Genomic DNA, 25,916 nt, shown 5'->3' with positions numbered 1-25,916 from the left:
ACGACTCCTCTGGCCATGACCTCCAATCTGCCCGTTCCCGCCATGGATGCCGCCGACCACCGCGACTTGGCCCAGGCGCATGCGCTGCTCGAACATCCCGGCCTGGCGGCGAAGATCGCCAATACGGTCGGTGCGCCGATCGAGGATCTGCTCAGCAAGCGCCTGCCCAAGGCGCTGTCCTCGCGCATCGACGCGGTCAGCCAGCGCGCGCTGCGCATCGCCCTGCGCTCGGCGCTGCTGACCCTGCGCACGCAGGCGCCGGGTAGGGCGCGGCCGCGCCTGCATGGCATGGCGGTGGCCGCCACCGGCGCAGCCGGCGGTTTCTTCGGCCTGCCCGGATTGCTGGTGGAGCTGCCGCTGACCACCACGCTGATGCTGCGTTCGATCGCCGACATCGCCCGCGCCGAGGGCGAGCGGCTGGACGATCCGGCCACCACCCTGGCCTGCCTGGAAGTGCTGGCGCACGGCGGCCGCAGTGCGCGCGACGATGGCAGCGAATCGGGCTACTTCGCGGTACGCACGGCGATGGCGCAACAGCTCAGCGCCGCCGCGCAATACGTCGCCGCGCACGGCATCGGCAGCAAGGGCGCGCCGGCACTGGTGTCTCTGATGTCGCGGATCGCGGCGAAGTTTTCGATCACGGTCAGCGAAAAACTGGCGGCGCAGGCCGTACCACTGGTCGGCGCGGCCAGCGGCGCGCTGCTCAACACGGTGTTCATGTCCCACTTCCAGGCGATGGCGCGCGGCCACTTCATCGTGCGCCGGCTGGAACGCCGCTACGGCGAGGCCGCGGTGCGGCAGGCCTACGAGGCGTTGCCGGCGTCGCGCTAGTGTCAAACACCAGGCCTCCTCGGCATCCACGCCGCAGTACTTGGTCCACTTCACGGCGGCAGGCCCGTCATCGCTGCCGAGAGTGCAGATCCCCAACCCCAGCCAGTCGGGCCATACCAGCAACGACCTGATAAAGGATGGCACTCCGGTGCAACTGCTGTTTCCGGGTGCGCAGGTGCCGGTGGCCGGTATGCGTTCAATGCGGGCGGGGCCGGTGCGCCCGGACCGTGCTCGTCAATCGGCCCTCGCGCTTCGCATGCTCTGCCGGTCGCGCGGTCGCCCAGGACTCGGCTGCACAGATGTTCGGGCGCCCGGCCTTCGTGAATACCCGCATGAAGCTGCTGCAGCAGTACGACGGGTTATTCGATGCCCAGGGAGGCCGGTTTGGATTGCGGCCTGCATGGCGTTGAGCGATTCAGGGCGAGTCGCGCATGCACCTGCTTCGGCGGGCGTCATGCAGCCGGTGGCTGGTAGGGTCCGGGCGAGACTGCGATCCGCTGCATGTCGAACCTGAGCGGACCGTCGATCAACCGGCGGCCGGAGTCGTCACGTACGTCATAGCGGACATTGGGATTGCCGTTGAAGGGTGTATCCCATTGATCCCACGGATTCCTCAGATTGTTGATGATGGCGTTGTCGGGGTTTCGGTATTTTTCAGCGAAGAACTGTTCGCGTATCGACGGGTAACGATCACGTTGGATAGCCAGCTCACTCAGCGCCTCCTGGGTGTTCAGGGCCGGCAGAACGGTGCCGACAGGTTTGGTGTTACTGAACTTTCCTGCGCGTAGCAGCGTCCGATGCATGGAGAGTGCATCCTGGACAAGCGTGGGTGAGGCGAAAGGCGCCCACGAATCCACCACGATATCGTGTGCGGGCTTCTGCCCCCGGATCACCACGAACACGTGGTCTGCTCCGTCCACCATGTCGATCCTGCACTCCCTCAGCGCAGGATTCTGCGAGAGCAGTTGGTACGTCAGGGCAGCCTGCGCGTTGCAATAGCCACCTTGTGACTGGATCGCAATAAAGGCGCGGGCCGCCGGGCGGCCATTCAATCTATTCGACATCAAGGAGCAGAGCATACTTTCACCCCCGGTCGCGGCGACGTCCTTGATCTGGTTGCCAGACCCGTAGGGAAGAAGTGCCTTGACCAGGTCGATGGCCTCGCGTGCCGCTGCCAGATTGGCAGCGACCGTGGGAGTGATCACCCGCAGCTGCGCTTTGGTGTCCGGCATTTGCGTCTTGACGCTGGGATGCCTGGTGGCGAGCGCGTTGAGCCGATCCAGGTGGCTCTGCGAAAGCTCGATCAACCGGTCAGATCGCAGCAGCCTGGGGATCAACTCCTGGGCTGGGGCCAGGATCGTCGTATTCGCGCCGGATGCGTCCGCTGCGCGGTACGTGTAGAACTGGTGCGCGCCTTGTTGTACACGCAGGGTGATGTCAGACGAACGGGACACTGCGACTGCAGTATCAAGCAGGTTTATCCTGGCGGCCTTTGCCTGCGCGAGGTTGGCATCGATCTAGGCCGTGGGTTCCGGAGCTTTGCTGGACGAGCCTCCCGCCATCCATCCCCGCATCCTGCCGAGCATGGAGGGGTGCGACGGCGAGGGCGAGTGGGCGGGCAAGTGGCCGGTCCGGGGGCGAATACCGACATTGGCACTCTGACGCCGCGGACTTCCTCGTGCGAACCCAGGCACGATCGGCGGTTTCTTCGGCCTGCCCGGGCTGCTTGGTGGAGTTGCCGCTGACCACCACGCTGATGCTGCGTTCGATCGCCGACATCGCCCGCGCCCAGGGCGAGCGGCTGGACGATCCGGCCACCACCCTGGCCTGCCTGGAAGTGCTGGCGCACGGCGGCTGCAGTGCGCGCGACGATGGCAGCGAATCGGGCTACTTCGCGGTGCGCACGGCGAAGCCGCGGTGCGGCACGCCTACGAGGCGTTGCCGACGTCGGCGTAAGCCAGCGCAGCCGCATCGCTTCCCGCCGCTGCGTTCGTCACCGGCACGCGTGCGGCTCGCCTACACCCTTTCGCGCCTGATCGATCCGGGCAGCGAAGCGGAGCTGCATGCAGGGGACGGCATGGGCCATGCGTTCGTCATCGCCACGCACTGGCCGCCGCTGCCCCGCAGTGGCACAGTGGCAGCTGGCGCCGCAGCGTGCCAGCGCGGCGCTGCCGCCGCTTTCGTTTCCACGCAGGGCCTCGCCATGAAAACCCGTTCCAGATCCGAGACCGACGACGACCAGCCGCGCCTGGCGGTGCTGATCGATGCCGACAACGCGCAACCGTCGGTGATCGAAGGCTTGCTGGCCGAAGTGGCCAAGTACGGCGTGGCCAGCGTCAAGCGCATCTACGGCGACTTCACCAGCACGCGCATGACCCAGTGGAAGCAGGCGCTGCTGAAGCACTCGATCAGTCCGGTGCAGCAGTTCGCCTACACCAGCGGCAAGAACGCCACCGACAGCTCGCTGATCATCGATGCGATGGACCTGCTGTACACCGGCCGCTTCGACGGCTTCTGCCTGGTCTCCAGCGACAGCGACTTCACCCGCCTGGCGCAGCGCCTGCGCGAGGAGGGGCCGACCGTGTACGGCTTCGGCGAGCGCAAGACCCCGGATGCGTTCGTGCAGGCCTGCGACAAGTTCATCTACACCGAAGTGCTGCGCAGCGAGGCGGCCAGCAGCGAACCTTCCAAGCCGGCGGCCGCTGCTGCCAAGCCGGCGCGCAAGGGACGCAAGACGCCACACGTTGCGCAGGCTGCGCAAACGGCCAAGCCCGAGGCGACGGCTGCCGTGGCCGCGACCACCGTGGCGCCCGCCATGCTGACCGATGCGAAGGCCGCGCCGCTGTCGGCACCGCTGAAACTGCTGCGCCAGGCGATCGAGGAAGCTTCCGACGACCAGGGCTGGGCCGGGCTTGGCAGCGTCGGCAGTTATCTCAACAAGGTGCGCCCAGATTTCGATCCGCGCCTGTACGGGCACAAGAAGCTGAGCGACCTGCTGCGCCGGCTGTCGGCGCAGTTCGAACTCGAGGAGCGCGGCAACGAAGGCAGCGGCAAGCGCATCTTCGTGCGTTCGCGCAGTTGAGTCGTCCGACACCCGGCGCTGCGGCGCGCGCAGCCGAGAAATGGCGATGACCGACAAACCCTACGCCTCATCCTGCGAGCGCAATCGCACGCCGATCCTGCATGTGCTGCAGCGGCATTTCGCCGACCGCCGGCAGGTGCTGGAGATCGGCAGCGGTACCGGCCAGCATGCGGTGCATTTCGCCGCCGCGCTGCCGCAGCTGACCTGGCAATGCAGTGAGCGTGCCGAGCATCTGCCCGGCATCGCGCACTGGCTGGACGCGGCGGCATTGCCGAACACGCCTCCGGCGTTGGCGCTGGACGTGCAGCAAGGGCCATGGCCGAGTGCCGGCTACGATGCGGTGTTCACCGCCAATACGCTGCATATCATGGGTTGGCCCGCGGTGCAGGCGTTCTTCGCCGGTGTCGGCAAGTTGTTGGCCAACGGCGATGACGGCACGCTGGCGGTGTACGGGCCGTTCAACTACGGCGGCACGTTCAGCAGCGACAGCAATCGCGCGTTCGACGCCTGGCTGAAGGCGCGCGATGCCGCCAGCGGGATCCGCGACTTCAAGGCGGTCGCCGCGCTGGCGCAGGCGCAGGGCCTGTTGCTGCAGGAGGATGTGCCAATGCCGGCGAACAATCGCTGCCTGGTGTGGCGGCGCGGCTGAGGCACGCGCCGCGCGCTTGCCGCCGCCGCCGTTGCGAAGGCGTGACGGGACCCGGGCGCAGCCTCATCGCGCGCTCACCCCGGTGGCACGGGGGATTAACCGTACCTTCGCCACTGTGCGATCACCACGGGCCGATGCAGATGGCCGGTGACCCTTATCACGGCGGAGCGTTCCCATGAGCATGAGCAGCAGCAACGAAGCGCGCGATCTCAATCGCGATCCCATCTCCGGCACGCCGGGTTCGCATCCGGTCGGGGTCGGCATCGGCGGCGCCGCGGGCGGCGTCGCCGCCGGCGCGCTGGCCGGCACCGTGTTCGGTCCGCTCGGCACGCTGATCGGCGCCGCGGTCGGCGTGGTCGCCGGCGCGGCCGCGGGCAAGGGCGTGGCCGAACGCATCGACCCCACGGGCGAAGCCGAGTATTGGCGCGAGGAATACCGCAACCGCGACTACGTGAAGTCCGACTACGACTACGAGCGCGATTACGCGGCTGCCTATGGCCTCGGCCTGCAGGCGCGCGAGCAGTATCCGACCCGTAGCTGGGAAGAGAGCGAAACCGAACTGTCGCGCGACTGGGGTACGCGCCGCGGCGACTCGCGCCTGGAGTGGGAGGATGCGCGCCTGGCGGCACGCGATTCCTGGCAGCGTGCGGACACCACGTATCGCACCTATGAAGACAGCGATCGCTACTACGCCGAGCGCTTCGACAGCGTGGACTACCGCGATGCGGAGGCCGGCTACGACGACTATCGTCCGGCCTACCGCTACGGTGTTCAGGCGCGCAGCCGCCATCAGGGCCGCGACTGGGACGAGCGCCTGGAGACCGATCTGGAAAGCGGCTGGGAACGCGCCAAGGACCGCTCGCGGCTGACCTGGGAGCAGGCCAAGGCAGCGGTGCGCGAGGCCTTCTATTCCGACCGCTACCACGGGTCGGGTCGCGGCACGCCGCCGGATCCGGGGGTCTGAACCGGGCGCATCGCCAGGCCAGGGCACCCATGCCTGATGTCTGGCAATGCGCGCTTTCCGACCTGTAGGAGCGGCTTCAGCCGCGACCGGGACTTACCGGTAACGCCCCGGTCGCGGCTGAAGCCGCTCCTACAGACATCGGGGGCCTTGCAGACAAGGCTGTGCTAGTTGCTGCTGGATTCGGACCAGTCCTGCCACTCGAGTGCTGACACGTGTGGGAGCGACTTCAGTAGTGATGCGTAGCGCTGCATGTCAGCAGTCGTGCTCGCATTGCTGAGTCGCTGACGCCGCGCCACCAAGCAAGCGCTGCCCCATGGCGGAGACGGCGCAGCACATCGCAACAGCGCGATCCGCGGCCGACTCTCCATCAAGCCGCCTGCACGATATGCAGCGCCTTCGGATTGCGCCAGGTCGCCAGCAGCCGTGCTTCGCGCTGCTTGGCTGCGTGCAGGTGCGCTTCCTTGACGTGGCCGTAGCCGCGGATGTGTTCCGGCACGCTGGCGATCTCCACGGCCAGCACCAGGTTGTCGGCGCCGAGGCGTTCCAGCAGCTCACCCACGGTGCGTTCGTAGTCGGCGATCAGCTGCCGCTCGCCGCGGCGTTCGGCGCTGTAGCCGAACAGGTCGAACGCGCCGCCGCGCAGCACGCGCAGCTTGGCCAGCCACTTGAAGGCCGTGAACATCCACGGCCCGTACTCGCGCTTCAACGCGCGGCCCTGCGCGTCCTTCCTGGCCAGCAGCGGTGGCGCCAGGTGGAAGCGCAGCGAATAGGCGCCGTCGAACTGCTGCTGCAGCTGGCGCTGGAAATCGCCGCTGGTGTACAGCCGCGCCACTTCGTATTCGTCCTTGTACGCCATCAGCTTGAACGCGTAGCGCGCCACCGCCTCGGTCAATGCGGTGGAACCGGCGGCGACGCGCTGCTCGGTCTCGCGCACGCGCTCCACCAGCGCGGCGTAGCGCGCGGCGTAGGCGGCGTCCTGGTAATCGACCAGGAACGCGCGGCGGCGCGCGACCAGTTCGTGCAGCGAGCGCGACAGGCGGGTGTCGTCCAGCGGCGCATGGCCGCGGTCGGCGGCGTCGCCGGCGGCGGGCAGGTCGCGCGCCTGGCACGCGTTGTGCGGATCGCGCGGCGTAGCGCTGGCGCCGCCTTCGTGGCCTTCCCACTCGCCGGGCGGCAGTTGCTGCAGGCGTTGCGCGGTGGGTTCGGCCCCGGCCGCGACGCTGCCGGGCATGCCCGCGGCCTGCTGCACCGCGGCCAGGTCCAGCGCCGCCAGGCGGCCCCAGGCGAAGGCCTGCTGGTTCATCGCCACGGCAGCGCCGTTGAGTTCGATCGCGCGCATCAGCGCGGCGTACGACAGCGGCACCAGCCCCTGTTGCCAGGCATAGCCGAGCATGAACAGGTTGCTGGCGATGGCGTCGCCGAGCAGCGCGGTGGCCAGTTGCGTGGCGTCGAGCAGCAAGGGCTCGCGTCCGCCCAGGGCCAGGCGCACGCCGGCGACAATGTCGGCAGCCGGGAACTGCATGTCCGGGTGCGTGGTGAAGCTGCCGGGCATCGCTTCGTAGGTATTGAGCACCACCTGCGAGCGGTCGCCGCGCACCTTGGACAGCGCCCAGTAGTCGTTGACCACGACCATGTCGCAGCCCAGCACCAGGTCGGCCTCGCCGGCGGCGATGCGCACCGCGTGCAGATCCTCGGGCTGGCGCGCCAGGCGGATATGGGTGGTGACCGCGCCGCCCTTCTGCGCCAGCCCGGTCTGGTCGAGCACGCTGGCGCCCTTGCCTTCCAGGTGTCCGGCCATGCCCAGCAGCGCGCCGATGGTGACCACGCCGGTGCCGCCGACGCCGGTGATCAGGATGTTCCAGGGCTGGCTCAGGTCGCTGCGGAAGCTAGGCAGCGGCAGGTCCTGCAGCTGCGTGGCCGCGTCGGCCTTGCCGCCCTTGCGCAGCTGCCCGCCGTGCACGGTGACGAAGCTGGGGCAGAAGCCGGAGACGCAGGAGTAATCCTTGTTGCAGCCGGACTGGTCGATCTGGCGCTTGCGCCCGAACTCGGTCTCCTTCGGCAGCACCGACACGCAGAAGCTCTTCTCACCGCAATCGCCGCAGCCTTCGCAGACCAGCGAATTGACCAGCACGCGCTTTGCCGGATCGGGCAGCTTGCCGCGCTTGCGCCGGCGCCGCTTCTCGGTGGCGCAGGTCTGGTCGTAGATCAGGATGCTGGTGCCCTTGACCTCGCGCAGGCGCTTTTGCACCGCGTCCAGCTCGCCGCGGTCGTGGAACTCGACGTCGCTCGGGAACAGCTCGCGGCGCCGCGTCCACTTGCCGATGTCGTCGCTGACCAGGGCGATGCTGTGCACGCCTTCGGCGCGCATCTGCCAGGCGATGTCGGGCACGCTGAGGCTGCCGTCCACCGGCTGCCCGCCGGTCATCGCCACCGCGTCGTTGTAGAGGATCTTGTAGGTGATGTTGACGCCGGCGGCGATCGATTGCCGGATCGCCAGCGAACCGCTGTGGAAATAGGTGCCGTCGCCCAGGTTCTGGAACACGTGCGGAGTGTCGGTGAACGGCGCCTGCCCGGCCCAGGTGACGCCTTCGCCGCCCATGTGGGTGAAGGTGTCGGTGGAGCGGTCCATCCACGTCACCATGTAGTGGCAGCCGATCCCGCCCAGCGCGCGCGAGCCTTCCGGCACCACCGTGGAGGTGTTGTGCGGGCAGCCGGAGCAGTAGTGCGGCACGCGCGGGAAATTGGCGCGCGGCAGGGCCATTTCCGCTTCCTTGGCCTCCATCCAGCGCAGCCGCTGCTCGATCGATTCGGTATCGCAGAAGCGCTGGATGCGCTTGCCGATCACCGCGGCGATGGTCGCCGGGGTCAGCTCGCCGGTGGACGGCAGGATCCACTCGCCGGCCTCGTCGTACTTGCCGACGATGCTCGGGCGCGGACCGGCGCTGGCCGGCCAGTTATAGAACTGCTCCTTCATCTGCCGTTCGATGAAGGCCTTCTTCTCCTCCACCACCACGATGTCGTCCAGGCCCTGCGCGAACGCGGCGATGCCGATCGGCTCCAGCGGCCAGGTCATGCCGACCTTGTACACGCGGATGCCGATATCGCGGCAGGCGCGCGCGTCCAGGCCCAGGTATTCCAGCGCCTGCAGCACGTCCAGGTAGCTCTTGCCGGTGGTGACGATGCCCAGCCGCGCGTGCGGCGAATCCATCACCGTGCGATCCACGCCGTTGGCGCGGGCGAAGGCCTGCGCGGCGCGTACCGCGTAACGGTGCAGGCGCATCTCCTGGTCCAGCGGCGGATCCGGCCAGCGGATGTTGAGCCCGCCCGGCGGCAGTTCGAAATCCTCCGGCAGCACGATCTGCTGCGCGAACGGATCCACTTCCACCGAGGCCGAGGATTCCACCGTCTCGGCGATGGTCTTGAAGCCGATCCAGCGCCCGGTGTAGCGGCTCATCGCCCAGCCGAGCAGGCCCAGATCGAGGATGTCCTGCACCCCGGCCGGATTGAGCACCGGCATCATCGCGCTGACGAATTCCTCTTCCGAGCCGTGCGGCAGGGTCGAACTGCGGCAGGCGTGGTCGTCGGCGGCCAGCGCCAGCACGCCGCCGTGGCGCCAGGTGCCGGCGGCGTTGGCATGCTTGAACACGTCGCCGCAGCGGTCCACGCCCGGGCCCTTGCCGTACCACATCGCGTACACGCCATCCACGCGCGCGCCGGGGAACAGGTTGGTCTGCTGCGTGCCCCACACCATGGTCGCGCCCAGGTCCTCGTTGAGGCCGGGCTGGAACTTCACCTTGGCCGCGTCCAGGTGCTTGCGCGCGCGCCACAGTTCCAGGTCGAAGCCGCCCAGCGGACTGCCGCGGTAGCCGCTGACGAAGCCGCCGGTGTTCAGCCCGGCGGCACGGTCGCGCAGCTGCTGCATCAGCGGCAGGCGCACCAAGGCCTGTACCCCGGACAGGTAGATGCGGCCGTCGGTGCGGGTGTACTTGTGCTCCAGCGTATAGCCGCCATCCACGCTGTCGGCGGCCGGTGCGGCGAGGGAAGACGGCAGACGCGGATCGGCGATGCGGTTCATGGCGTGCCCGGAGATGGAAGGCTGGCGCGTGCGCGGCGCAGGCCAGGCACGATCCCCCGATTGTATCAGCGGCATTTTGTGAGCCAGCCCCTCGCCGCTGGCGGCGGACGCGGTTAGGATGCGGACGGGGGAGGGGCCACCTCCAGGGAATTGTCAGCAGTGAATGCACATAGATACGCACTGGCCGCGATGCTGGCCTGGGTGGGCATGGCCGCGGTCGATGCGCACGCGCAGGCCTTGCCGGCGCCCAAGGAGTTCTATTTCGACCAGGACCGCAGCACTACGCGGCCGGTGGCGGCGATCGCCGGCAGCGGCGAGGCGCTGGTCGATCGTCTCGCCAGCACCGTGCAGCGCGATCCGAAAGCGGTTGAGGCGCGCGCGCAGCTGGCGGCAATCGCCATGGCCGGCGGGCGCCGCGCACTGGGCGAAGAGTTGTACCAGACGGCGTTGCACGCACTGAACGCCGGCGCGCCGCGTCGCCAGATCGAGTGGAACTACGGCTGGGACCTGTTGCGCGCCGGCGATCCGGCGCGCGCGTTGGCGCAGTGGAGCGGCCTGGTCAACGGCCGCCCGGCCGCGCCGGACTGGCTGCCGCCGACGCTGGCGTTGGTGCTGTGGCGGCTGGACCGCAAGGAAGAGGCGGTGAAGTGGTATGCCGCCGCGGTGCGTACCTGGCCGGACCAGTGGGGGGGCGGCGCCGACTTCGCCAAGCTGCTGCCGGCCTGGCGCGACGACGAATGCGCCACCCTGGCCGAGGTGCAGTCCGCCTGGCAGGCCAAGCCGCCCGCCTGGCCTTGAGCTGCGCTTGCCTCCGCGCCGCGGCCTGAGTCGCCGCCACCGCAGCTGGCGATGGCGCGGCTGGGCCACTGCAGCAGGGTCTTCGGCCCCGATGCTGTGCGCGGTCGTCAACTGCAGCGCTCCGTTCGTCGCGACTGAAGTCGCTCCCACAGGGGCCTGCGGGAGGCCGGCTGGGTGCACTGTAGGAGCGGCTTCAGCCGCGACAGTCTCCGTCGCCGTCAGGCCCGCCGCTTCGTCCGTCGCGGCTCAAGCCGCTCCTACAAGAGCCCCGACGCGCGAACGCTGCATGCGTAAGCGCCGCTGCGCCGCGCGCCGCGGTGCATCTGATCGACCGGCCTGCCGGCACGCGCATGCGATGATGCCGACGTACCCGCCAGATTCCCGTTGTGCCGATGGCTTTCGACGCGTTCGCCCTGATCCTGGCCATGTTGGCGCTCGGCAAGCTGTTCGCGCGCCTGCGCGCGCTGCCGCTCAACACCACCGATGTGCTCAACCGCGTGGTGCTGTACCTGTGCCTGCCGGCCTTGGTGCTGATCTACGTGCCGCGCCTGCAGTTGAACCTGTCCCTGCTCGGGCTGATGCTGACCCCGTGGCTGCTGGCCGGTGTCACCGTGCTGGCGGTGCTGGCGCTGCGCCTGCCGCTGCGCCTGCGCCGCGAGGAGCACGCAGCGCTGCTGCTGTGCGTGGGCCTGAGCAATTCCAGCTTCATCGGCTATCCGATGGTGCGTGCGCTGCTCGGCGAGGCGGCGCTGCCGTATGCGGTGGTCTACGACCAGTTCGGCACCTTCGTGCTGCTGTCCAGCTTCGGCCTGTACGTGCTGGCCCGCTACAGCGGCGAGACGCCGCCGACGCCGCGGCAGACGCTGCTGCGCATGGCCCGGTTCCCGCCGCTGTGGGCGCTGGCGTTCGCGCTGACGCTGATGCCCAAGCAGCCGCCGGCATGGATTGCCTCGGGCCTGCAGCACCTGGCCGATGCGATGTTGCCGCTGGTGATGCTGGCCGTCGGCTTCTCGATCCAACTGCGGCTGCCGCGCGAGGAACTGAAGCCGCTCGCCGCCGGCTTGCTGCTGAAGCTGCTGCTGTTGCCGGCGCTGGCCTGGCCGCTGTCGTGGGCGCTAGGCCTGCGCGGGCAGCTGCTGCAGGCCAACGTGCTCGAATCGGCGATGCCGACGATGATCACCGCCGCCGCGCTGGCCATCTCGCACCGGCTGGCGCCGCGGCTGGCGGCGGCGCTGGTCGGCTACGGCATCCTGCTGTCGCTGGTCACCTTGCCGGCCTGGGCGTGGCTGCTGGGGGCGCTTCCGTAAGCAAGGGGTGCAAGCGCGGCCGGGGCGTTACCGGCAATGCCAGGTCGGGATGGAATCCCTCCTGCAAAAACGCGGCTCCTCAATCCGCCGGCACCGTACGCTCGCGCGCCCATTCGCGCATCGCCTGCACCTGTTCGGCCATCATGACCGACAGCGGCCGCGTGCCGCGCGTTCCTGCAGCGGCAGCTCGCTCATGGGCGAGCCGTTGCCGTTGGTCCGCCACGATAGCAACGCGCCGGCCCGCCCGCCACGCGTTGACTATCGGCCAACGTGGGGCCGGTGTACGCTGCGGCCTCTTCTTTCCGGAAGCGAGGCGCGCATGAAGACGATCCTGGTGGCCGGCTCCAAGGGCGGCGTGGGCAAGACCACCATTGCCACGCACCTGGCTGCGTACTACGCGCTGGCCGGCAAACGGACGGTGCTGGCCGATGCCGATCCGCAGGGCTCCTCGACCCGCTGGGCCGAGCGACGCGCCGGCCTGGACAGCGCGGTGCTGCCGATCGACGCCAGCCGCAAACGCAATTGGCGCGCGGCGCTGCCGGACGACACCCAGCGGGTGATCATCGACGGCGCCGCCGGCGCCATGGCCGAGGATCTGTCCCAGTTCCTGGACGAGGCCGATGCGGTGGTGGTGCCGGTGATGCCGTCGGCGCTGGACATCGAGGCCACCGTCGGCTTCCTCAACACCCTGGCCAAGGTGCCGCGGGTGCACCAGCGCAAGTTGCCGGTGGGGTTGGTGATCAACCGCAGCAAGCCGTGGACCCACGCCGCGCAACAGGCGCTGGAAATGCTCGGCGGCTGGCCGTATCCGCTGCTGGCGCAGCTGCGCGACAGCCAGGCCTATGTAGTGCTGGTCGGCCTCGGCCGCAGCCTGTTCGACTACCGTTCTGCCCAGGTGCGCGATCACCAGCAGGACTGGGAACCCTTGCTCAAGTGGCTCAAGAAGGCCTGACCATGACCATCGCCCTGCGTGAAGTGATCCTGCTGCGCCATGCCCATGCCGAACCGGCCGATACCGGCCAGGCAGATGTCGACCGGCCGCTGTCGCCGCACGGCCTGGCCGAGGCCGAAGCCGCCGGGCGCTGGCTGCTGGAGCAGCGGCTGGTGCCCGACCGGGTGCTGTGCTCGCCGGCGCGGCGCGCGCGCGAAACCCTGGAAGCGGTGCTGGAGCTGACCGGCTATGTCGAGCAGTGCCTGGAGCCACGGGCCTACGAGGCCACCTCCGGCACCTTGGCCGCGCTGCTGGACGAACACCGCGACGTCGAGCGGCTGCTGCTGGTCGGCCACAACCCCGGCCTGGAACAGCTGGCGGCGCTGATGCACAGCGGCCAGTCCGGCGACTACCGCGGCATGCCCACCGCCAGCGTGGTGGTGTTGACGGTGCCGCAGGATGCGGCGATCGAACCGGGCGTGGCGCGGTTGACCGCATTCTGGTGGCCCTGAACGCACCGCGCCGGTGCCTGCGCTCGGCGCTGTGCACCGCGCTGCTGTCGCTATGCCTGCTGCCTGGCTGGGGCAGCGCGCAGGCGCCGCCGTCGGCGCCGGGAGAACGCGCCCTCGATCCTGCCCAGTCGCGCTTCGGCTTCGAGATCCGCACCCGCTTCGGGCAGCGCATCGAGGGCTTCTTCCCGCGCTTCGAAGGCACCGTGGAAATGCTGCCCGACGGCCGCCACCAGGTGCGCCTGCGCCTGTTCACCGCCTACGTGCAGATTCCCGGCAAGCCGCGCTACTCCGGCTGGATGCGCGGCGAGGATTTCTTCGACGCCGAACGCTTTCCGACCGTCTCTTTCGATTCGCAGCCGTTCTCCCCGGAGCTGCTGACCACGGGCGGTGCGCTGGTTGGCACCTTGAGCATCCGCGGGGTCGGCCATACCGAGACGCTGACCCTGATGCCGGCGGCCTGCAGCCGCCCAGGCTATGATTGCGACGTGATCAGCCGCGGTACGGTTCTGCGTGGACGTTATGGAATGGATAAGTGGGATCTGGCCTTGAGCGATCGGGTCACCTTCGTGCTGCGTGCACGGCTGACGGCAGCGGACGCTCCGTGACATCGCTGCTGCGGGTCCTGGTGCTGGCGGCGCTGCTGCTCGGCAGCGGTTGCGCGAGCCTGTCGCAGGCCCAGCACGGCCGCGCGGTGGCGATCGCCGAGGCCGCGCGCGACGGCCGCGTCGACTGCGCGCAGCGCGATCACTGCGCGCTGGCCTCGCCGTTGCGCGCGCTGGCCGGCAAGGCCTTCGCCGAGTCCGCCGGCGGCGCCGCGCCGCGCCACTACGCCACCATCCTGGACCACGGCGAGGAAGCGCTGGTGGCACGGGTCAACCTGATCCGCAGCGCCAGCCGCAGCATCGACCTGCAGACCTACATCTTCGACAAGGACGACAGCGCGCGGCTGGTGATGGACGAGCTGCTGGCCGCGGCGCGGCGCGGCGTGCAGGTGCGGGTGCTGATCGACCAGCTGTCGGCGATCTCCGACCTGCAGATCCTCGGCGCGCTGGCCGGGGCGCACCAGAACTTCTCGCTGCGCATCTACAACCCCACCTTCGGCCTGGCCAAGCCCAACTACCTGCACTACGCCGCCAGCGTGCTGTGCTGTTTCCGCCACTTCAACCAGCGGATGCACAACAAGCTGCTGGTGGTGGACGACGCGATCGGCGTGGTCGGCGGGCGCAACTACCAGGACGACTATTACGACTGGGACAGCGAGTACAACTTCCGCGACCGCGACGTGCTGGTGGCCGGGCCGGTGGCGCGCAGCATGGCCGCCAGCTTCGATGCCTACTGGGCGGCGCGGCGCAGCGTGCCGGTGGCACGGCTCAACGACGTGGGTAAGCTGCTGCTGCGCGAGGGCGTGCCGCAGCTGCCGCCCGCCCAGTTCCTGCGCCCACAGCGCGTGCAGCGGGTGAGCGAAGAGGCCGCCGATCCGGCCTTCGTGGAGGACGCCTTCGTGCTGCCGGCGCTGCCGGTCAGGCACGTGGACTACGTCGCCGACCTGCCGCAGAAGCATCGCCGCGAGCACGGCCCCAAGGCGATCTCGACCGCACCCAGGCTGGACAAGCTGATCGCCGAGGCGCAGCAGGAGATCATCCTGCAGACACCGTACTTGGTGCTGTCGGATCCGGCGCAGGCGATCTTCCGCGACCTGCGCAAGCGCGCGCAGCCGCCGCAGGTGATCGTGGCCACCAACAGCCTGGCCAGTACCGACAACCCGGTGGTGTATGCGCTGTCGTACAAGTACAAGCGCCGCAACCTGCGCGAGCTGGGCTTCGACATCTACGAATACAAGCCGTTCCCGCTGGACGCGCCGGTGGACTACGCCAACCTGCTGCCGTCGCCGCTGCAACTGCCCGACGCCGGGGAGGCCGGCGGCCGCAATCCGCTGATCGGCGGCAGCGCCGCCGGCAGCAATGCGCGCAGCGGCCGCAGTTCGGTGCTCGGCAGCGGCAGCGGCGGACCCTCCGGCAGCCGCCGTCGCGCCGACGGCAGCCAGGTCGATCGGCGCGTGCTGCGCACCGAGACCCGGCCCTCGTTGCTGAGCCGCCGCGTCGCCAACCGGCCGCTGCCGGTGACCCGCGACGGCGCGCGCATGGGCCTGCACGCCAAGTCGCTGGTGGTAGACCGCCGCGTCGGCGTGATCGGCACCCACAACTTCGACCCGCGCAGCGAGACCTACAACACCGAGGGCGCGGTGATCATCGACGACCCGGCCTTCGCCCAGGCGCTGGCCGCCAGCATCGGCCGCGACATCGAGCCGGAGAACTCGTGGACGGTGGCAGCGCGGGTCAAGCCGCCGCTGCTGTCGGGCCTGAACTACAGCATGGGCAAGGCCTCCGAGGCGTTGCCGGTGCTGGATTTCTGGCCATGGCGCTACGCCACCAACTACGCATTCCAGCCCGGCCCCGAATGCCCGGCGCCGCTGACCCGGCGCGATCCCGGCTTCCACCGCTGCTACAACGCGGTCGGCGACTTCCCCGAGGTCAACGTCGGCCCGAAGTGGCTGCTGGTGCGGATGCTGACGGCGTTCGGCTCGGGCTTGGTGCCGATACTTTGAGAGGCCGGGATTCGGGACTCGCGACCGGGGACTCGGAAAAGCGCGTGGCCCGGGGCTGGGCCGCAAAGGCGCAAGCGCCTGATGCATCGCCTCCGTCGCCGATGCCCGGTTGCGGGCCAGGCTGCCTGAAGCCGGCGTCCCAGGAACCTGGTGGCGGAGCGATTGCCGACGGGCGCACGCGTGCTTGGCGCACCGCATCGCCCGCGGTACCGTTTGACGTTAGGCTGGCGCCCTCCTCGTCCACGGACCCTGCCCGATGACCTTCCGCGAACCCGTCGATCTCGATGCCCTCAACGCCGACGCTCGCGGCACCCTGATCGCGCACCTGGGCATCGTCTTCACCGACGCCGGGCCGGACTGGTTGCGCGCGACGATGCCGGTCGATGCGCGTACGCGACAGCCGTACGGGCTGCTGCACGGCGGCGCCTCGATGGTGCTGGCCGAAACACTGGGCAGCGGCGCCGGCAACCTGTGCGTGGAAGCGGACCAGCTCTGCGTGGGCATGGAGATCAACGCCAACCACCTGCGTTCCGCTCGCACCGGCACGGTCACCGGCACTGCGCGGCCGCTGCACCTCGGCCGCGCCACCCAGGTCTGGGAGATCCGCATCGAGGATGCGGCCGGTAAGCCGGTCTGCGTATCGCGGCTGACCCTGGCGGTGATCGCGGGCAATTAGCGTGCGCTCAGTCGCAACCTTCCTCATGCTGACACAATAGGGCGCTTCCCACCCGGCTTCCGGTATCTTGACCCGAATGAGCGAGTTCTCTTCACCCGCCACGCGCCAACACGGCGCTGCGCTGCGCTGGGTCCGTTACGCTTACCGCATTCCGCTGCTGGCGTTGCACGTGTCGCTGTCGTTGCCGTTGCTGCTGGCATGCGTGGCGCTGTCGCCCGGCCGCGCCGGCGTCGAATCGTTCGGCGACCGCATGGTGTGCTGGTGGTCGACTTGGCTGCTGCGCATCTTCGGCCTGCGCGTGCGCCGGGTCGGCATGCCGCTGCCCAATCCGGTGCTGTTTGTGGCCAACCATGTCAGCTGGATCGACATCGTGATGCTGCACAGCCAGCGCATGATGGGCTTCGTCGCCAAGCGCGAGATCGCCGGCTGGCCGCTGGTCGGCTGGCTGGCCGCGCGCGGCCAGACCATTTTCCACCAGCGCGGCAACACCGAATCGTTGGGCGGGGTGCTGCAGGCGATGCTGGAACGGCTGCGCTCGGGGCGCTCGGTCGGCGTGTTCCCGGAAGGACGCACCCGCGGCGGCCACGATGTCGGCCCGTTCCACGCGCGCATCTTTCAGGCCGCGGTGGAAGCGGAGGTGGCGGTGCAGCCGGTGGCGGTGCGCTACGGCGCCGGCGGCTCGGCGCAGACGGTGATCGCGTTCGGCGCGCACGAGAGCTTCTTCGCCAATTTCCTGCGCCTGCTCGGCGAGCCGGGCCGCGAGGCCGAGGTGCACTTCCTGCAGCCGATCCGGCTGCAGGACGTGGAAGGGCGCCGGGGCATCGCCGAGATCGCGCGCGCGCGCATCGTCGCGGCGATGGCGCAACGCTGAACCATGGAACACCGCGGCCCGGTCGATTTGATCCATTGCTCCACTCGCACGGGGCAAGCTCGCTGCCGATGATGAATGCTGCCGACTACCTTCCCCCGCGTTGGCTGCGCAACCCGCACCTGCAATCGGTGCTGGGCTCCAGCGCCCTGCGCGTGCGCCGCGGCGAACAACTGCTCGCCGCCAGCGGCGCGACCACCACCTCGCACATCCTCGATGGCGGCGACGGCGTGCGCCTGCAGGGTTGGCTCAGCGTGCCGGCCGGCACCGAGCCGCGTGGCACCGTGTTGCTGCTGCACGGCTGGGAAGGCAGCGCCGACTCCGGCTACATGCGCCTGACCGCCGCGCAGCTGCTGGCGCGCGGCTACCAGGTGTTCCGGCTCAACTTCCGCGACCACGGTGGCACCCACCACCTCAACGTGGACCTGTTCCATTCTGAGCGCCTGGACGAAGTGGTCAACGCCGCCGGCGACCTGTGGCGGCGCTTCCCGGCGCCGACGCTGCTGGCCGCCGGCTATTCGCTGGGCGGCAACTTCGCCTTGCGCCTGGCACTGCGCGCGCCGGCCGCTGGTCTGCCGCTGCAGCACGTGGCCGCGGTGTGTCCGCTGCTGGATCCGGCCACGACCATGCAGCGGATCGAGAACGGCCCGCAGTTCTACGACTGGTATTTCCGCCGCAGGTGGCGCGAGTCGCTGCTGCGCAAGCGCGAACTGTTCCCCGAGCGGCACGGTTACGACGACGCCACGCTGGCGCTGGACATGCGCGAGCTGATGGGCTGGCTGGCGCAGCGCCACGCCGGTTTCGCCAGCCTGGACGCGTACTTCGAAAGCTATTCGATCGCCGGCGAGCGCCTGCGCAACCTGAGCGTGCCGGCCGACATCCTGATGGCTGAGGACGACCCGGTGATCCCGCTGGACGATTTCCGCAACCTGCGCCTGCCTGCCCTGGCGCGGCTGGAAATCGCGCGTTGGGGCGGGCATTGCGGCTTCATCGAGAACGCGCGCGGCGACGGGTTCGCCGAACGCTGGGTGGCCGAGCGCCTGACCGACGGCCTGCGCGCCTGAGCACAGGCTGGACGGCATTCCGCCTGCAGGGCGTCACGCGTACGAGCATCGAGATCGCCGATGTCAGGGTCAGCAACCCTACCGATATCAATCTGCGCCGCCTGGACCCTGGAATCGGTGGCGCGCACATCGCCCATCCACGGCGGCCGGATCGACCCTCGTGCGCTCAGTATTCCGGTGGTACGACAGGAGGCCGAGGCAGGGAGTCCAGGTGGTTGGCTGCCACCAGAACTGATTCAACCGCGGATTGGTGCGCGTAAGAGCCAGGATCCGTTCCATAGGCTTCCTGGATCATCCGTGACGCGATTTCCCGCTGCTGGTGTGCAGGAACACAGGACAATGCGTTGCGCACACTGTTGGCGAACTCCGCTGAAATCACCTGTGATTCTGCGTATTTTTCCCACGATACGGGGGCATTTCTCCTGCAGCGTAAGTTTGCGGCCGTGACGGAATCGTGGTCCGGATGAATCAAGGGAACCAACCCCTCGATACGCTCTTTCAGTAACTCGGCTCTGCTTTTGTCCATCGACCAAGCACCTTTCGTGGCCGGTTCTGCGTTCCATGCACTGTCTTTCAAGCGAACTGCCGGGCCGTTGGCCCACGCATCCATGACCACGGTCGACGTCGGATCGCGGCTTATACGTTGCAGTTCGTTCCAGGTGTGTTTCGTCCTGACGGGTATTTCATTACCTTCGTCCTTTATCTCTTTCATCGGCACGCGAGCTTCAAAGGTCACACTCTGCTCGTTGGCTGCCATGTGTGGAGCGTGGACCATGGCGGTCAGGGGAGCTTGCTGATCGCAGACCGCCGCCCCCATGACGACGGCCCTTGCAACCTTGCTGCTACCGCCTCCCTTTGCCATCTTTGCGACCGACGATCCGATGCCGTTGTGGCCGTACGAGGGAATGTCGTCCGCTTTGACGTTTCCCCGGCCGTGCTTGAGCAGTAGGCGGACGTCGTGAACGGTTTGCCCGGCTGTCGCGAGTCTTCTCGGAATCGTGACCTGGTCACCGACGACATAAGCTCCCATATGGTAGGCGGCCTGCTGGATCTGATGTTGCTCCAGAGGCGCATCTCCACCCCTGCGCAGCGCCGCGGGACGCGTCCCAAGGGAGACTCTCAGCGATGATAGCTCCGGCGATTGCATCGGGCTGCTGCTGTCACTGCCCGGCGCCGTGGATGCGCGCGATGGCGCCTCCGTGGCATATGTGTCATGTCTGGAGGACCCGGAGGATTTGGAGCAGCAAATTCCCATCTCTATTCACCTTTAGCGGAATCTCCGATCGCCGAGGCACGGATACGCGGTAAGCCGTTCGATCATCCTAGTGCAATGTACGGCTAGCTTTGCCTGGTTGCCGCTGGCGGTGAAAGGCAATTGCGAAGAGTGTCACTGCATGGCGAAGCGATGCAGCGACCCGCCGCGGGCGCGCCGGAACCCTGATGCGCTCTGCAGTCCTCGCAATCGCTCGGGCTGCTGACATTGGTCGCTGTTTCACTCCCGTGGCACAAAGCTGGCCCATTGCAAGTGGCGGCATAAGCTTCGATAGGCACACGCAAATCACCCCGTTGATTCCGCTCTGCAGAGTTTTTGAGGATGCATTTGCAGGCATTCCCGTCGCTGGCGGCGATCCCCGTGGCGCTGGCATTTACGATCTTGGCCAGTTATGCATTGCCCTGGATTGGTAAGGCGCTTGCAAGCAGTCTGGCCCCTCGACGACAAGCACCGATCCTTCCGCTACCGCCTGGCCTCAATTCCACAAGGAACGTCCCGAGCGCCCTGAGTTCACGTCTCGCTGAGCCGATAGGCTCACAAGCCTTCGTCCAGCATCGTGCGCTTGTCGTCCAGTTGCAGCCCGCGCTCTGTTGACCATTTTGATACATATGCCTCCTGGCGTTCGCCGCTGTGACGGTAGCCTGCGCGCCTGAGCCATGCGCTCCCCGGCACTCCCGCTACAATGCTGTTTTGCCACCAGCCGGACGCTCATGCAAGAGCACATTCTCGATGCCCTGCGCCGCCAGGCCAACGCCGACGCGCTGCGCATCGCCCAGGCCTGGGTGGCCGAGGCCGGCGCCGACGCGCAGGCGCACCGCTGGCTGGCGCTGGCGCAGCAGCAGAACGACGACACCGCTGCCGCGCTGCACAGCATCGACCAGGCCATCGCGCTGGCGCCGGAAGACGCCGGCCTGCACCTGCTGCGCGCCGGCATGCTGCTCAGCGCCAACGATCTGGCCCAGGCCGAGGACGCACTGGCACGCACCGCCGCGCTGGATCCGAACCAGTTCCTGGCCTACGTGATGCGCGCGCACCTGGCGCTGGGCCGCGGCGACCTGGACGAAGTGGAGCGGCTCAGCCGCACCGCCGCGCGGCTGGATCCGGAACATCCGCAACTGCTGGGCCTGGACGGCATGCTGGCGCTGCGCCGCGGCGATGCCGATCGCGCGCTGGCGCTGCTGTCGCGCGCCAGCAAGGCGCTGCCCGACGATCCGCGGCTGCTGTACGCGCTCGGCTTCGCCTACCTGGATAAGCAGCACCTGGCGTTCGCCGAGACCGCGTTCCGCCGCGTCGCCACGTTGACCCGCGGCAGCAGCGTGTTGATGGCGCTGGTCGCGCAGCTGGCGCACCGCCAGGGTCGCCTCGACGACGCCATCGCGGCACTGGACGCGGTGTTGGCCGATCCGGTCAGCGATACCGCCGGCATGCGCCGGCTGGCGGGCGAATACGCCTTGCAGGCCGGGCGCCCGGCCGATGCGCTGGAGCACCTGCGACGCGCGCTGGGCGCCGCCCCGGCCGATCGCCGCACCCTGCATGCGGCGTTGATCGCCTGGCAGCGGCTGGGGGCGGTCGAGGATGCCCGCGCCACCCTGGAAGCGGCCCTGGCCACCACCACCGATGCGCACGACCTGTGGCTGGCGCGGCTGGCGCTGGAGCCGGTCGGCGGCGCCGAGGCGCGCGCGCTGATCGCACGCTGGCAGGCGGCGATGCCGGGCCACCTGCCGGCGCTGGAAGCGCAACTGCGGGTGCACGACATGGCCGGCGAACGCGATCAGGGCGAGGCCGTGGCGCAGCGCATCGTGGCGCTGGAACCGGGCCGCATCAGCGGCGAGGAACGCCTGGTCGAAGCGCTACTGGAACGCGGCGAGCACGACGCGGCCATCGCACACGTGCGTGACCTGATGCAGCGCATGCCCGAGACCGAGCAGAGCGTGTTGCGGCCGTGGCTGGCCGCGGTGCAGGACCGCGTCGGTCGCCCGGCCGAGGCGCTGGCGATGTGGCTGGCGTTCCAGCAGGAACAGCTGCCGCAGCGCCTGCCGCTGCCGCCGCTGGGCCAGGCCACGGCGCAGTGGCCGGCGCTGGCCGAGATCGATCCGCAGGTGCGGGCGCGGCCGCTGTTCGTGTGGGGCGCGCCGGGCAGCGGCGTGGAGCGGGTGGTCGCGGTGATGGACGCGGCCAGCCAGGTACTGCGCAGCGACCGCTTCGGCGCGCAGCCGCCCACCGACGGCTTCCAGCGCTACCGCAGCGTCACCGAGCTGGACAGCGGCGAACGCGACGGCGCGGCGCTGATTGCCGAGTGGCGCGCGCAGCTGCCGGCGCGCGGCATCGACGACGGCAACATCGTCGACTGGCTGCTGTGGTGGGACAACGCGCTGCTGCGCGCGCTGCGCCCGCAGCTGCCGGAAGGGCGGCTGCTGATCGCGCTGCGCGACCCGCGCGACATGCTGCTGGACTGGCTGGCCAACGGCGCCCCGGCGCCGCTCGGCCTGGCCACCCCGGAGACCGGCGCGCACTGGCTGGCGGCGGTGCTGACCCAGGTCGCCGACTTGCACGAACAGGACCTGTATCCGCACCGGCTGCTGCGCCTGGACGGCATCGAGGCCGATCCGGCCGGCGTGGCCGCGGCGCTGCAGCAGGCCTTCGGCATCCCGTTCCCGAGCGTACCCACGCTCGGCCCGCCGCGCCTGCCGTCCGGCCACTGGCGCGCTTATGCCGCGCCGCTGGCGGCCGCGTTCGCGCTGCTCACGCCGGTGGCCGTGCGCCTCGGCTACACCGAAACCTGATTCCCCCACCGGAGTTTTCGCATGCGTCTTCGCAGTGACAGCATCCAGCCCGGCCAGCCGATCGCCGCGACCTACGCGATGGGCCAGGCCGATGGCTTCGCCGCCAACCGCAATCCGCACCTGGCCTGGGACGACGTGCCGGCCGGCACCGCGGCGTTCGCGCTGCTGTGCCTCGATCCGGACGTGCCGACCGTGGCCGCAATGGTTGGCCGCGACGACGTGCAGATCCCGGTCGAGCAGCCACGCACCAATTTCGTGCATTGGGCTGCCGTTGAGATTCCGGCCGGTCTACGCGAGATTGCCGAAGGCAGCGCCAGCGACGGGGTTGTGGCCAAGGGCAAGCGGCAACCGCCTGGCTTGCCCGGCGCGCGGCAGGGTTTGAACAGCTATACCGAGTGGTTCGCCGGCGATGCGCAGATGGGCGGCGACTACTATGGCTACGACGGCCCGTACCCGCCGGCCAACGACCTGCGCCTGCACCGCTACTTCTTCCGCCTGTTCGCGCTGGACGTGGCCACGCTGGACCTGCAGGCCCGCTTCACCGCCGCCGACGCACTGCGCGCGATGCAGGGCCATGTGCTGGCCGAGGCCAGCTTCCATGGCACGTACAGCCTGAATCCTAAGCTCGCCTAAAGCCCCTCTCCAGTCGGGAGAGGGGTTGGGGTGAGTGTCCCCGGCGCGAAGCGTCTCGCGGAGTTTGGTTGCACGAGGCTGCCCCCGTCCCCTCATCCGGAGCTGCGCGCCACCTTCTCCCGCAAAGAGGGCCATGGTCCAGCCGGGAGAAGGGAACAGCCCTCAGGCCGCCGGCAGCCACAGCAACAGCGCCGCACCCAGCACGATGCGGTACACCGCGAACGCAGTGAAGCGGTGCGACTTGATGTAGCCCAGCAGCCACTTCACCACGATGAAGCCGGTCACCACCGCGGCGGCGAAGGCGATGGCCACGTCGCCCCAGTCCTCGCTGCCCACCACGCCGTTCTTGTACAGCTCCAGGAACGAATAGCCGCTGGCCGCGAACATGGTCGGGATGCCGACCAGGAACGCGAAATCGGCCGCGGCCGAGCGCTTGCTCAGGCCCAGCAGCATCGCCAGGAAGATCGTCGCCGCCGAGCGCGAGGTGCCGGGGAAGACGCCGGCCACCACCTGCGCCAGGCCCACCGCGATGGCCACCTTCCAGGTCACCCGCTCGCGCTCGGGCATGCGCGCGGCGAAATGCTCGGCCACCAGCATCCACACGCCGCCGATCACCAGCGCCCAGGCCACCGGCTGCACCGACTCCGGCAGCTGCCAGCCGGCCTTGCGCACCGCCAGGCCGACAACCGCGGTGACCAGGAACGCGGTGCCTAGCTTGAGCACGTAGTCGCGGTTGGCGCGGTCGCCCAACCCGGTGGCCAGCGTCCACAGCCGCTGCCGGAATACCAGGGTGGTGGCCAGGATCGCGCCGGCCTGGATCACGATGTTGAAGAAGTCCGAACGGCGGCCGAGCCATTGCTCGGCGATCAGCAGGTGGCCGGTGCTGGAAACCGGCAGGAATTCGGTCAGACCTTCGAGGATGCCCAGCAGCAGGGCGGAGAACATGTCGCTCATGGGGAGGGTTCGGCTCGTGGGGGAGGAAAAAGCCGGGCAAGGATAGAACATTGCCTTGAGCACCATATTGGTGCATGAAATGGCCATGGAACTACTTTGGTGCATGCATTTCGCCCTGTTGGCGTGCTTCCTTGACCAAAATCAAGGACTTGTAAATCGATCACAGTTGGCACGGTGATTGCAGTCACTGGGACCAAGTCATTCACCAACCCGAGGTTTCATCGATGTCTGCGGAAAATATTGAGAAGCTGGTCAAGGACAACAAGGTCGAGTTCGTCGATCTGCGGTTCGTCGATATGCGCGGCGTGCAGCAGCACGTGACCTTCCCCGTCAGCATCATCGAGCCGGCGCTGTTCGAAGAGGGCAAGATGTTCGACGGCAGCTCGATCTCGGGCTGGAAGGGCATCAACGAGTCGGACATGGTCCTGCTGCCCGACGCCGACACCGCGTTCATCGACCCGTTCATGGCCGATCCGACCCTGGTCCTGACCTGCGACATCCTCGACCCGGCCACCATGCAGAGCTACGACCGCGACCCGCGCGGCGTGGCCAAGCGCGCCGAGGCCTACCTGAAGTCCAGCGGCATCGCCGACCAGGCGTTCTTCGGCCCGGAGCCGGAATTCTTCATCTTCGACGGCGTGCGCTTCGGCAACGAGATGGGCCACACCTTCTTCAAGATCGATTCGGAAGAAGCGGCCTGGAGCAGCGGCAGCAAGATCGAAGGCGGCAACAGCGGCTACCGTCCGGCGGTCAAGGGCGGCTACTTCCCGGTGCCGCCGACCGACTCGCTGCAGGACCTGCGCGCGGAAATGTGCAAGACCCTGGAGCAGGTCGGCATCGAGGTCGAGGTGCACCACCACGAAGTGGCCACCGCCGGCCAGTGCGAGATCGGCACCAAGTTCAACTCGCTGGTGAAGAAGGCCGACGAGCTGATGATGATGAAGTACATCATCAAGAACGTCGCCTACCGCAACGGCAAGACCGCGACCTTCATGCCCAAGCCGATCGTCGGCGACAACGGCTCGGGCATGCACGTGCACCAGTCGCTGGCCAAGGGCGGTACCAACCTGTTCTCCGGCGACGGCTACGGCGGCCTGTCGCAGATGGCGCTGTGGTACATCGGCGGCATCTTCAAGCACGCCAAGGCGATCAACGCCTTCACCAACGCCGGCACCAACAGCTACAAGCGACTGGTCCCGGGCTTCGAGGCGCCGGTGATGCTGGCCTACTCGGCGCGCAACCGCTCGGCCTCGTGCCGCATTCCGTGGGTGTCCAACCCGAAGGCGCGGCGCATCGAGATCCGTTTCCCGGATCCGCTGCAGTCCGGCTACCTGACCTTCGCCGCGCTGATGATGGCCGGCCTGGACGGCATCAAGAACCAGATCGACCCGGGCGCGCCCAGCGACAAGGATCTGTACGACCTGCCGCCGGAAGAAGAGAAGAAGATCCCGCAGGTGTGCTCCAGCCTCGACCAGGCGCTGGAAGCGCTCGACGCCGACCGCGAGTTCCTCAAGGCCGGCGGTGTGTTCAGCGACGACTTCATCGACGGTTACATCGCGCTGAAGATGCAGGAAGTGACCAAGTTCCGCGCCGCCACGCACCCGCTGGAATACCAGCTGTACTACGCCAACTGAGTTCCACTGGCGGCGATGGCGAAGGCTCCCCCTCCCTCCTTCGTCATCGCCGCCACCTACTCGGCTGGGGAGCCGTGCCGGTGGTCCGCGCCCGAACGCAGTGGCACCAGCGGTGTTTCCAGGGGGATGCACCACGAAAGACAGCGCTTGCGTGCCGTGGGCCACGTTCCCTCCCACGTCGCCGTTGCCGTCGCACTTCGCGTGCGCCGCGCCACGGCGTGATCCGCGGGACGCACCGCGCAGCAGGACGGCGCCGTTCGCGGCGCCGATGACATGC

General features: G+C 68.7%; 20 protein-coding genes and 1 pseudogene. 17 read left to right on the top strand and 4 right to left on the bottom strand.

Annotated elements, in window-relative coordinates:
* Window positions 1-15 precede the first annotated feature (15 nt).
* Window positions 16-831, top strand: coding sequence for an EcsC family protein (locus ISN38_RS09295; protein WP_171815551.1), 816 nt, complete (start codon window positions 16-18; stop codon window positions 829-831).
* 452 nt (window positions 832-1,283) lie between these two features.
* Here ISN38_RS09295 and ISN38_RS09290 read toward each other — a convergent pair whose 3' ends face one another.
* Window positions 1,284-2,285 (bottom strand): hypothetical protein, encoded by a 1,002-nt coding sequence (locus tag ISN38_RS09290; protein WP_047324402.1) that lies wholly within the window; start codon window positions 2,283-2,285, stop codon window positions 1,284-1,286.
* 235 nt (window positions 2,286-2,520) lie between these two features.
* Between ISN38_RS09290 and ISN38_RS09285 the strand changes: the two are divergent.
* From ISN38_RS09285 to ISN38_RS09270, 4 genes and pseudogenes are all read left to right on the top strand, one after another.
* Window positions 2,521-2,740 (top strand): annotated as a pseudogene (locus ISN38_RS09285) (EcsC family protein); the annotation flags it as partial.
* A 294-nt stretch (window positions 2,741-3,034) separates the two neighbouring features.
* Window positions 3,035-3,913, top strand: a complete 879-nt coding sequence (locus ISN38_RS09280; RefSeq protein WP_038240184.1) for an NYN domain-containing protein — start codon at window positions 3,035-3,037, stop codon at window positions 3,911-3,913.
* A gap of 46 nt (window positions 3,914-3,959) precedes the next feature.
* Window positions 3,960-4,562 carry a DUF938 domain-containing protein gene (locus ISN38_RS09275; RefSeq protein WP_206712180.1) on the top strand — a complete coding sequence of 201 codons (603 nt, stop codon included), beginning with the start codon at window positions 3,960-3,962 and terminating at the stop codon, window positions 4,560-4,562.
* Between the two features lie 175 nt (window positions 4,563-4,737).
* Window positions 4,738-5,526 (top strand): hypothetical protein, encoded by a 789-nt coding sequence (locus ISN38_RS09270; RefSeq protein WP_004426664.1) that lies wholly within the window; start codon window positions 4,738-4,740, stop codon window positions 5,524-5,526.
* Between the two features lie 367 nt (window positions 5,527-5,893).
* Here ISN38_RS09270 and ISN38_RS09265 read toward each other — a convergent pair whose 3' ends face one another.
* Window positions 5,894-9,601: an indolepyruvate ferredoxin oxidoreductase family protein gene (locus tag ISN38_RS09265; protein WP_206712179.1), complete on the bottom strand. Its 3,708-nt coding sequence runs from the start codon at window positions 9,599-9,601 to the stop codon at window positions 5,894-5,896.
* A 189-nt stretch (window positions 9,602-9,790) separates the two neighbouring features.
* Here ISN38_RS09265 and ISN38_RS09260 point away from each other — a divergent pair, with 189 nt between their 5' ends.
* From ISN38_RS09260 to ISN38_RS09220, 9 genes are all read left to right on the top strand, one after another.
* Window positions 9,791-10,399 (top strand): tetratricopeptide repeat protein, encoded by a 609-nt coding sequence (locus ISN38_RS09260; RefSeq protein ID WP_206712205.1) that lies wholly within the window; start codon window positions 9,791-9,793, stop codon window positions 10,397-10,399.
* A gap of 392 nt (window positions 10,400-10,791) precedes the next feature.
* Window positions 10,792-11,706, top strand: a complete 915-nt coding sequence (locus ISN38_RS09255) for an AEC family transporter (RefSeq protein WP_206712178.1) — start codon at window positions 10,792-10,794, stop codon at window positions 11,704-11,706.
* A 319-nt stretch (window positions 11,707-12,025) separates the two neighbouring features.
* Window positions 12,026-12,658, top strand: coding sequence for a ParA family protein (locus ISN38_RS09250; RefSeq protein WP_003472836.1), 633 nt, complete (start codon window positions 12,026-12,028; stop codon window positions 12,656-12,658).
* 14 nt (window positions 12,659-12,672) lie between these two features.
* Window positions 12,673-13,149: a SixA phosphatase family protein gene (locus ISN38_RS09245; protein WP_038234246.1), complete on the top strand. Its 477-nt coding sequence runs from the start codon at window positions 12,673-12,675 to the stop codon at window positions 13,147-13,149.
* Window positions 13,150-13,205: 56 nt separating this feature from the next.
* On the top strand, window positions 13,206-13,754 hold the full coding sequence (locus ISN38_RS09240; protein ID WP_229017753.1) for a YceI family protein: 549 nt from the start codon (window positions 13,206-13,208) through the stop codon (window positions 13,752-13,754).
* On the top strand, window positions 13,751-15,754 hold the full coding sequence (locus tag ISN38_RS09235) for a phospholipase D family protein (RefSeq protein ID WP_047324404.1): 2,004 nt from the start codon (window positions 13,751-13,753) through the stop codon (window positions 15,752-15,754). The genes ISN38_RS09240 and ISN38_RS09235 overlap by 4 nt, the downstream gene beginning before the upstream one ends.
* Before the next feature lie 256 nt (window positions 15,755-16,010).
* Window positions 16,011-16,430 carry a hotdog fold thioesterase gene (locus tag ISN38_RS09230; RefSeq protein WP_003469092.1) on the top strand — a complete coding sequence of 140 codons (420 nt, stop codon included), beginning with the start codon at window positions 16,011-16,013 and terminating at the stop codon, window positions 16,428-16,430.
* 76 nt (window positions 16,431-16,506) lie between these two features.
* Window positions 16,507-17,301: a lysophospholipid acyltransferase family protein gene (locus ISN38_RS09225; protein WP_003469090.1), complete on the top strand. Its 795-nt coding sequence runs from the start codon at window positions 16,507-16,509 to the stop codon at window positions 17,299-17,301.
* A gap of 71 nt (window positions 17,302-17,372) precedes the next feature.
* Window positions 17,373-18,362, top strand: coding sequence for a YheT family hydrolase (locus tag ISN38_RS09220; protein ID WP_038234258.1), 990 nt, complete (start codon window positions 17,373-17,375; stop codon window positions 18,360-18,362).
* Window positions 18,363-18,528: 166 nt separating this feature from the next.
* Here the strand turns inward: ISN38_RS09220 and ISN38_RS09215 are convergent, their stop codons facing one another.
* Window positions 18,529-19,509 (bottom strand): type III secretion protein, encoded by a 981-nt coding sequence (locus tag ISN38_RS09215; protein WP_206712177.1) that lies wholly within the window; start codon window positions 19,507-19,509, stop codon window positions 18,529-18,531.
* Between the two features lie 836 nt (window positions 19,510-20,345).
* Here ISN38_RS09215 and ISN38_RS09210 point away from each other — a divergent pair.
* Complete coding sequence (locus ISN38_RS09210) at window positions 20,346-22,418, top strand: tetratricopeptide repeat protein (RefSeq protein WP_108084533.1); 2,073 nt, start codon at window positions 20,346-20,348, stop codon at window positions 22,416-22,418.
* A gap of 21 nt (window positions 22,419-22,439) precedes the next feature.
* The gene (locus tag ISN38_RS09205) at window positions 22,440-23,051 is read left to right on the top strand and encodes a YbhB/YbcL family Raf kinase inhibitor-like protein (protein WP_003470519.1); all 612 of its coding nucleotides are present in this window, start codon (window positions 22,440-22,442) and stop codon (window positions 23,049-23,051) included.
* Window positions 23,052-23,213: 162 nt separating this feature from the next.
* Here ISN38_RS09205 and ISN38_RS09200 read toward each other — a convergent pair whose 3' ends face one another.
* The gene (locus ISN38_RS09200) at window positions 23,214-24,005 is read right to left on the bottom strand and encodes an undecaprenyl-diphosphate phosphatase (RefSeq protein WP_047324406.1); all 792 of its coding nucleotides are present in this window, start codon (window positions 24,003-24,005) and stop codon (window positions 23,214-23,216) included.
* Between the two features lie 224 nt (window positions 24,006-24,229).
* Here ISN38_RS09200 and glnA point away from each other — a divergent pair, with 224 nt between their 5' ends.
* Entirely contained in the window at window positions 24,230-25,639 is a 1,410-nt protein-coding gene (glnA, locus tag ISN38_RS09195) for a type I glutamate--ammonia ligase (RefSeq protein WP_003470521.1), read from the top strand.
* The last annotated feature ends 277 nt before the right edge of the window (window positions 25,640-25,916 follow it).

The sequence above is a fragment of the Xanthomonas translucens pv. undulosa genome (genome assembly GCF_017301775.1).
Lineage (GTDB): Bacteria > Pseudomonadota > Gammaproteobacteria > Xanthomonadales > Xanthomonadaceae > Xanthomonas_A > Xanthomonas_A translucens.
This window is presented reverse-complemented; position numbering and strand designations above follow the sequence as displayed.

Excerpts from the sequence above, each read along its gene's own strand:
- ISN38_RS09280 (WP_038240184.1), top strand. The coding sequence starts at position 3,035 with ATGAAAACCCGTTCCAGATCCGAGACCGACGACGACCAGCCGCGCCTG.
- glnA (WP_003470521.1), top strand. The coding sequence starts at position 24,230 with ATGTCTGCGGAAAATATTGAGAAGCTGGTCAAGGACAACAAGGTCGAG.
- ISN38_RS09220 (WP_038234258.1), top strand. The coding sequence starts at position 17,373 with ATGAATGCTGCCGACTACCTTCCCCCGCGTTGGCTGCGCAACCCGCAC.
- ISN38_RS09200 (WP_047324406.1), bottom strand. The coding sequence starts at position 24,005 with ATGAGCGACATGTTCTCCGCCCTGCTGCTGGGCATCCTCGAAGGTCTG.
- ISN38_RS09255 (WP_206712178.1), top strand. The coding sequence starts at position 10,792 with ATGGCTTTCGACGCGTTCGCCCTGATCCTGGCCATGTTGGCGCTCGGC.
- ISN38_RS09270 (WP_004426664.1), top strand. The coding sequence starts at position 4,738 with ATGAGCATGAGCAGCAGCAACGAAGCGCGCGATCTCAATCGCGATCCC.
- ISN38_RS09215 (WP_206712177.1), bottom strand. The coding sequence starts at position 19,509 with ATGCAATCGCCGGAGCTATCATCGCTGAGAGTCTCCCTTGGGACGCGT.
- ISN38_RS09210 (WP_108084533.1), top strand. The coding sequence starts at position 20,346 with ATGCAAGAGCACATTCTCGATGCCCTGCGCCGCCAGGCCAACGCCGAC.
- ISN38_RS09250 (WP_003472836.1), top strand. The coding sequence starts at position 12,026 with ATGAAGACGATCCTGGTGGCCGGCTCCAAGGGCGGCGTGGGCAAGACC.
- ISN38_RS09205 (WP_003470519.1), top strand. The coding sequence starts at position 22,440 with ATGCGTCTTCGCAGTGACAGCATCCAGCCCGGCCAGCCGATCGCCGCG.
- ISN38_RS09265 (WP_206712179.1), bottom strand. The coding sequence starts at position 9,601 with ATGAACCGCATCGCCGATCCGCGTCTGCCGTCTTCCCTCGCCGCACCG.
- ISN38_RS09225 (WP_003469090.1), top strand. The coding sequence starts at position 16,507 with ATGAGCGAGTTCTCTTCACCCGCCACGCGCCAACACGGCGCTGCGCTG.
- ISN38_RS09260 (WP_206712205.1), top strand. The coding sequence starts at position 9,791 with ATGCTGGCCTGGGTGGGCATGGCCGCGGTCGATGCGCACGCGCAGGCC.
- ISN38_RS09295 (WP_171815551.1), top strand. The coding sequence starts at position 16 with ATGACCTCCAATCTGCCCGTTCCCGCCATGGATGCCGCCGACCACCGC.
- ISN38_RS09275 (WP_206712180.1), top strand. The coding sequence starts at position 3,960 with ATGACCGACAAACCCTACGCCTCATCCTGCGAGCGCAATCGCACGCCG.
- ISN38_RS09230 (WP_003469092.1), top strand. The coding sequence starts at position 16,011 with ATGACCTTCCGCGAACCCGTCGATCTCGATGCCCTCAACGCCGACGCT.